The 6601-nt window shown below is 69.9% G+C and carries 2 protein-coding genes; both read right to left on the bottom strand.

Annotated elements, in window-relative coordinates:
• Positions 1-3: 3 nt before the first annotated feature.
• Positions 4-1365: a diaminobutyrate--2-oxoglutarate transaminase family protein gene (locus ACFXMF_RS45990; RefSeq protein WP_360311380.1), complete on the bottom strand. Its 1362-nt coding sequence runs from the start codon at positions 1363-1365 to the stop codon at positions 4-6.
• A 98-nt stretch (positions 1366-1463) separates the two neighbouring features.
• Positions 1464-5525 carry a Pls/PosA family non-ribosomal peptide synthetase gene (locus tag ACFXMF_RS45985; protein ID WP_379992401.1) on the bottom strand — a complete coding sequence of 1354 codons (4062 nt, stop codon included), beginning with the start codon at positions 5523-5525 and terminating at the stop codon, positions 1464-1466.
• Positions 5526-6601 lie beyond the last annotated feature (1076 nt).

Raw genomic sequence — 6601 nt, 5'->3', positions numbered from 1 at the left:
GGCCTACGGATGGCCGGTTTCGATGGCGTCGACGAGGATCGAGCACGCGGTGTCCACGACGTCGGCGGTGACGTTGAGCGGCGGCAGGATCCGGACCACGCCGTCCTCGCGACCACCACGTTCGACGATCAGTCCGCGGCGCAGTGCCCGGGACTGGACGGCCTCGGCGAAGTCGCCCGCCGGGCGACCGGTGTCCGGGTCCGCCAACTCGATGCCCCACATCAGCCCCCGGCCGCGCACCTCGCGCACCCACGGGTCGGCCATCAGCGGCGTCAGGCGCGCGGAGATCTGCGCGCCGCGTCGGCGCACGTTGCCCAGGACGTCGTCCCGCCGCACGATGCGCACGGCCTCGGCACCGGCGGCGAAGGCGAGTTGGTTGCCGCGGAAGGTGCCGATGTGCGCGCCGGACGCCCAGGTGTCGAGTTTTTCGTCGTAGAGGATCACCGCGATCGGTGTACCGATGCCGCTGAGTGCCTTGGAGGCGACGATGACGTCCGGTTCGATGCCGTACTGCTCGAAGGCGAACCAGGTCCCGGTGCGCCCGCATCCGGTCTGGACCTCGTCGACGATCAGCAGGATGCCCAGTTCGCGGGTGATCGCCCGCAACCGGCGGACGAAGTCCGCCGTGGCCGGGACGACGCCGCCCTCGCCCTGCACCGGTTCGAGGATCACCGCGGCCGGCAGCGGGATGCCGCCGTTCCCATCGGTGAGCGAACGTTCCAGGTACGTCGCGCAGTTGGTGCTGCAGGTGGTCGGACTCAGGTCGAGTGGGCACCTGGTGCAGTAGGAGAACGGGAAGAAGTGGGTGCCGGGCACCCCGTTGGGCACCGCCGTCTTCGGTGCGACGAGTCCGGACAGGGCCATGGCGGCATGGGTGCTGCCGTGGAAGCCGCCCTGGAAGGTGACGATGTCACCTCGGCCGGTGGCGATCTTGCACAGCTTGACCGCCGCCTCGACCGCGTTGGCTCCGGTCGGGCCGCAGAAGTGCACCTTGGTGCGATCACGCATCTCCGCCGGCAACATGGACAGTTGGGCATCGATGAAGTCGTCCTTGACCGGGGTCGGGAAGTCCAACCCGTGGGTGAGCAGACCGAGCTGCGCGATCACCGATCGCACCAGTTCCGGATGGTTGTGGCCCAGGGACAACACCCCGGCACCGGCGAGGAAGTCGATGAAGACGTTGCCGTCGACGTCGCGGATGAAGCTGCCGAAGGCTTCGGCGGGCGCGATGGGCAGGTGTCGCGGGTAGGTGCGGGCGTTGGACTCGCGCCGCTCCTGACGCGCGAGCAGTTCGGCGGAGCGGGGGCCGGGAAGGTCGCAGTCGACTCGCGGTTCGGTCATGGTGTGTTGTACGAGCGATGTCATCAGGCTCTCCGATGGCGTGGCGGGACGGGCGGGACGGGCGGGATGAGAGGGACGAGAGGGATGGGAAGGCGGAAAAGGGACGAGGGTGGAGCCGGGGATCAACCGGGCCGGGCCGGGATGCCGCGCCAGCGGGTGCCGTCGGGGAGGTGTTCGCCCTTCATCACCAGCGACATGGCGTCCAGGCGGGCACCCGCGCCGACCTCCGCGTCGTAGAGCACCACCGACCGGGGACCGACCGAACTGCCCTGCCCGATCCGGACGTTGGACATCTTCATCACGCGGTCCTCGAACAGGTGGGTCTGCAACGAGGTCACCTCCGCCACCGCCGCGTCGTCGCCCACCTCGACCAGGTCGAACTCGGTGAGGTAGGTCGTCGCGAGCCAGACCCGCCGGCCGATCCGGGCGCCGAACAGGCGCAGCACCGGGCCCATCAGGGGCGTACCGGTGAGGAGGTTGAGCAGACTCGGCACCACGAGGTTCTCGAACAGCCCGGTGATCACCTCGGTACGGCGCACCCAGATGCTCCACAGCGGCTCGACGCGGGGCCGATAGCGGCCGATGATCAGCCACTTGAGCAACACCACGGCCAGGGTCGAACCGACGCCGACGGCCAGGAAGAAGGCCGGGCCGAGCAGGAACAGCACCCACGGCGGGAAGTTCTCGGCGACCCGGACGGAACCGTAGAGCGCCCCCAGCGCGGCCAGCGCGGCGATCGTCGCGGGCAGCGTGACCCGGAAGTACTCGATGGCCAGGCGCGCCGCGATCAGCCCCCGGGTGGGGCGGTAGGTCAGCTTCGCGGGGAAGTCCCGGCTCGCCTCGCGGCGCGGCAGGAAGATGGCGGGTGAGCCGAGCCAGGTCGTCTCGGGGTCGATCGGCCGAGTCGGGGCCAGCGAGTGCACGCCCAGCAGGCTGTTCTCGCCGAGTCGGCACGAGCCGGGCACCAGCGCCCCGTTGCCGACGAAGCTGCGTGCGCCGATCTCGGCCGGGGCGAGCGAGACGCGTCCGTGATGGAAGACCGCCGGTCCCACGACGCTGACATCGGCCACGAAGCTGCGTTCGCCGATGATCAGCATGTCCGGGTCGACGAAGCTGACGGTGGCGACCTCGGACCAGCGTCCGGTGCGGGCACCGAGCAGGCGCAGGAACGGCACCAGGTACAACGTCGAGTAGAGCGAGTGGGTCAGCGTCAGGCTGGTGGTCATCATGCCGTCGCCGATCCACTTGCGCACCCCGAAACCGCTGCGTTCGGGATGGATGCCGGCCCGCACCCGGGGCAACACGGCCCGCTTGACGAGCAGTACCAGCGTGCAGGTGGACAGCACGACCAGGGGACCGGCCGCGGCGGTGGCGACGATCGCCCAGCCGAAGCCGAACTTCCAGGCCACGCACCCCACGAGGGCGCCGGCGCCGGCGACGACCAGCAGCGGGACCAGCGCGAGCAGCACCGCCCCGGCTCCGAAGCCGAGCAACACCCGCTTCGGCCAGGGACGTTGGTCGTCCTCGGCGGCAAGGGCGCCGAGCAGGGCGGGCGTGCCGTCCTGCCGGGTGGCCGGCGAACCGGCCCAGTGTTCGTCCGCCGGCACCACCCGGCCGGCCGGAACCAGCGACTGTTCGCCGATCGAGGCCCGGTCGCCGATCACCGCGCCGGCCAGGACCACGCTGTTGGTGCCCACGAAACTGCCGGCGCCGATCCGGATGGGCGCCAGGTACAGCAGGCCGTTCTCCACCACGTACGGTTGCAGCCGCGCCCCGTAGCCGATGCTGGTGCCCTCGCCGATCTCCACGAACGCGGGCAGACCGATCACGGCCGACAGATGGCAACCTCGACCGATCCGCGCGCCGAGCAGCCGCAACCACGGGGCCAGCAGCGGCGAACCGGTCAGGAAGCCGAGCGGGCCGAACACCAGGATCTTGCCGTACAGCCAGAACCGCAGGTAGGTCACGCCCCACAGCGGATACCGACCGGGCCGGACGCCGAGCATCAACAATCGGCCGCCGAGCAGCGGGATCAGCAGACCCACCAGGATCCAGCCGACCTCCAGGAGGATGAATCCGGGCAGGGTCATCCGGGTCAGGCGGTCCAGGAGACCGCCGTCGGCGGGCCGGTGCACCGGCAGGTCCCAGACCAGGAACCACCGGTAGAGCAGCACCACGCCGGGCAGGCCGAACACGAGCAACCAGCCGTACAGGCAGGCGATCTGGGCGAGTCCGCAGGCGAACACCCGGGCGCCGGAGTGGCGCAGCGGTGCGGGCGGCTCGGCGAGTGGCGACGCCGCTCCCGAACCGCCGGGTTCCGGCTCGGTCTCGACTCGGGTCGTCGGCAGGAGGGCCAGCCGGCGGATGGTGGGATGGGCGTACAGGTCCCCCATCGCCAGGCCGTGCAGCCCGGGTTCGCGGCGCAGTCGGGAGACGAGGCGGGCCGCGGACATCGAGTGGCCGCCCAGGTCGCAGAAGAAGTCGTCCTCGACGGAGACCGCCTCACCGCCCAGGACCTCCCGCCAGACCGCGGCCAGTTGCTCCTCCACCGCGGTCGCGGGGGCCACGTGGGTGGTGGAACGCCGGTTCAGCGGTGCGGAGGTGGGGGAGGGCAGGGCGGACCGGTCCACCTTGTCGGCGGCCAGGAGCGGGAATTCGGGCAGTACCTCGACGAAGGACGGGATCATGTAGTCCGGGAGTCGGCTCTGCAACGACACCCGCAGCCGCTCGCGCAGCACGTCGTGGGAGACGCCGGCGGCGCGGTCGGTGAGCGTGACGTAGCCGACCAGGTCCTGGACGACGCCGTCCTGCTCCCGGGGGGTCACGATCGCGTTCTCGACGGCCGCGTCGGCCCGCAACAACTCCTCGATCTCGGCCGCTTCGATGCGGTAGCCGCGGATCTTGAGTTGGGTGTCCAGACGGCCCAGGTATTCGATCTCCCCGGTGGGGGTGAACCTGCCGAGGTCGCCGGTGCGGTAGATACGGGGGATCTCGGCCCGTTCGTGCGCGACCGGGTTGACCACGAAACGCTCGGCGGTCAGTTCCGGGCGGTTGACGTAGCCGACGGCCACGCCCGGGCCGCCGACGCAGATCTCGCCGCCGACGCCGTCCTCGACCGGCCGCAGTTGCTCGTCCAGGATGTAGACGCGATACGTGGGCAGCGGGACGCCGATGGTGACCGGCCGGTCGGGGGCCAGTTCGCCGCAGGTGGCGGTGACGGTGGTCTCGGTCGGTCCGTACGCGTTGAGGATGCGCCGGTCGGGTCGTGCCCAGCGGCGCACCAGGTCCGGCGGGCATGCCTCGCCGCTGACCAACAGGCTGCGCAGCCCGGGTAGTTCGGCCTCGATCGTGGTCAGCAGGGTCGGCACGCAGCACAACACGGTGATCGCGTGGTCGACGAGGAAGTCGCTCAGGCCGCGGCCGACCCGCCGATCGTCGCCGGGGCCCGCGACCAGGGTCGCGCCGGCGATCCAGGCCGGCCAGATCTCCTCCACCGAGAAGTCGAAGGCGATCGAGAGGCCCTGGTAGACGCGATCCTCGGCCCGGACCCGGTAGATCGGGGTGACCACGCGCAGGAAGTTGGCGATGCTCGCGTGCGAGACGGCCACGCCCTTGGGCCGGCCGGTGGTGCCGGACGTGTAGATCACGTACGACCACGAATCCGGCTCGATGTCGACGTCGGGCCGGTCGTCGCGCTGCTCGGCCAACTCGCGGCTCGCCCGGTCGAGTTCCAGGAACGGACAGGGCACTTCCGCGGTGCGGTGGCGCATGCCGGAGGTGGTCACCAGATCGCACAGGTCGGCGTCCCGGGCGATGAAGGCGATGCGATCGGCCGGGAAGGCGGGATCCAGCGGGACGTAGGCGGCGCCCGTCTTGATCACGCCCAGGAGTGCGACATAGCAGTCGATCGATCGTTCCAGCAGGATCCCGACGGTATGGCCCGGAGCGACCCCGCGAAGTCTGAGCAGATTCGCCAGGCGATTGGCCCGCGAATCTACTTCCGCGTAACTTAGCTCGCTGTTGTCGCAGACGACGGCTATGGCCTCGGGATTGCGGTCGCAGGAGCGTTCGAAGAAATGGGGGAGGGCGCTGATCGGCGAGTCTTCGAGAGCGGTCGTCGGCCGTGATATATCGGGGTCGAGCGCCGCCTTCGCGCGCCCCGGAGCGGGTCTCACTTCAGTCATGAAGGCTCCTCGGATGGATTTATGTGAACCGGGTTGAATTAATCGATTCGCGCTTTATTTGATTGTTGATCCACATGCAGAACCGGTGCTCGCAGACGTTCCGCGTGTCGCCGTGCGATCGAGGAAACCTGCGGGCGTGCCCTGTCGGCGCAGGTGAAGCACCATGTGGTGGCCGGCGCGGGCGCGGCGTTCGGCCGTACGTAGGTCGGCGCTCGTCGCATCGTGTGGCAGGTTCCGGCGAACCGCCGAGGCGCGGGAAGCGCGCTCACGAAATGACGTGGCCCACGGGGCGAAACCGCGACGAACGATCGGATACCGAGCGCCCGCGCCACTCTACCACCGCCGGTCGACGCCACGCGTCGACAGCGGCCCGGCTCCGGTGGAATTCGAAACCGTGATCATTCGTCCCCGGAAGGATCACGGTCCCGTCCACTTTTGTGACCGCGATTGAGGATTGCACTTTCTTCGCGGTCACGGTTGAAGCCGAAATGAAAAATAGATTCGGGCGCGCAGGCACCAACAGGCGAATACGAGCCAACGTGAATTGGCCCGTTGGTGCGGGCGATGGATACCCGGGGTGACGGCATGGTGACTGTTCGCCCGCTGCCCGGTGACGCCGGACGCGAGGTCGCCGGTGCCGGGCGCACGTCGCAGCCGGAACGGAATCCGGGACGAGTCGGGCGCGACCCGGGGGTCCTCGGGGGTACCCCCCGAAAAGGTCGGCGCGGACCGGAATCGAGCCGGTCACCTGCGGGGTCGTCGGGGCGGCGCGCGGGCCGCGTCCCGCGCCGGCGGAGTGGCGACTTCCGCCGGGGTCGGAATACACGATGTCCTGCCGCGCGGACGAAGCGAGCCGATCCGGATCGACGCGGCGGAATCGTTCGACTACCCGGAGTGGTCGAATCGTGGTCGGGGCGGCGAAATCCGGCCTTCGGAGAGGGCAGAAATGTGTGCCCTGTGCCTTCTATCGGCCGCCGGGGTGGGCAAAGACTCCCTCACGGTTGCCTCTCGGTTCTTTCCGGACCGGTCCGGTGCCGTTGTTTTGTCCCATCCGCCGCCCGCGCGCGGTCCACGGG

The sequence above is a fragment of the Embleya sp. NPDC059213 genome (assembly GCF_042754445.1).
In the GTDB taxonomy this organism is placed as follows: domain Bacteria; phylum Actinomycetota; class Actinomycetes; order Streptomycetales; family Streptomycetaceae; genus Embleya.
Note: the sequence above shows the minus strand (reverse complement) of the source record. Positions and strands in the feature narration are given on the sequence as shown.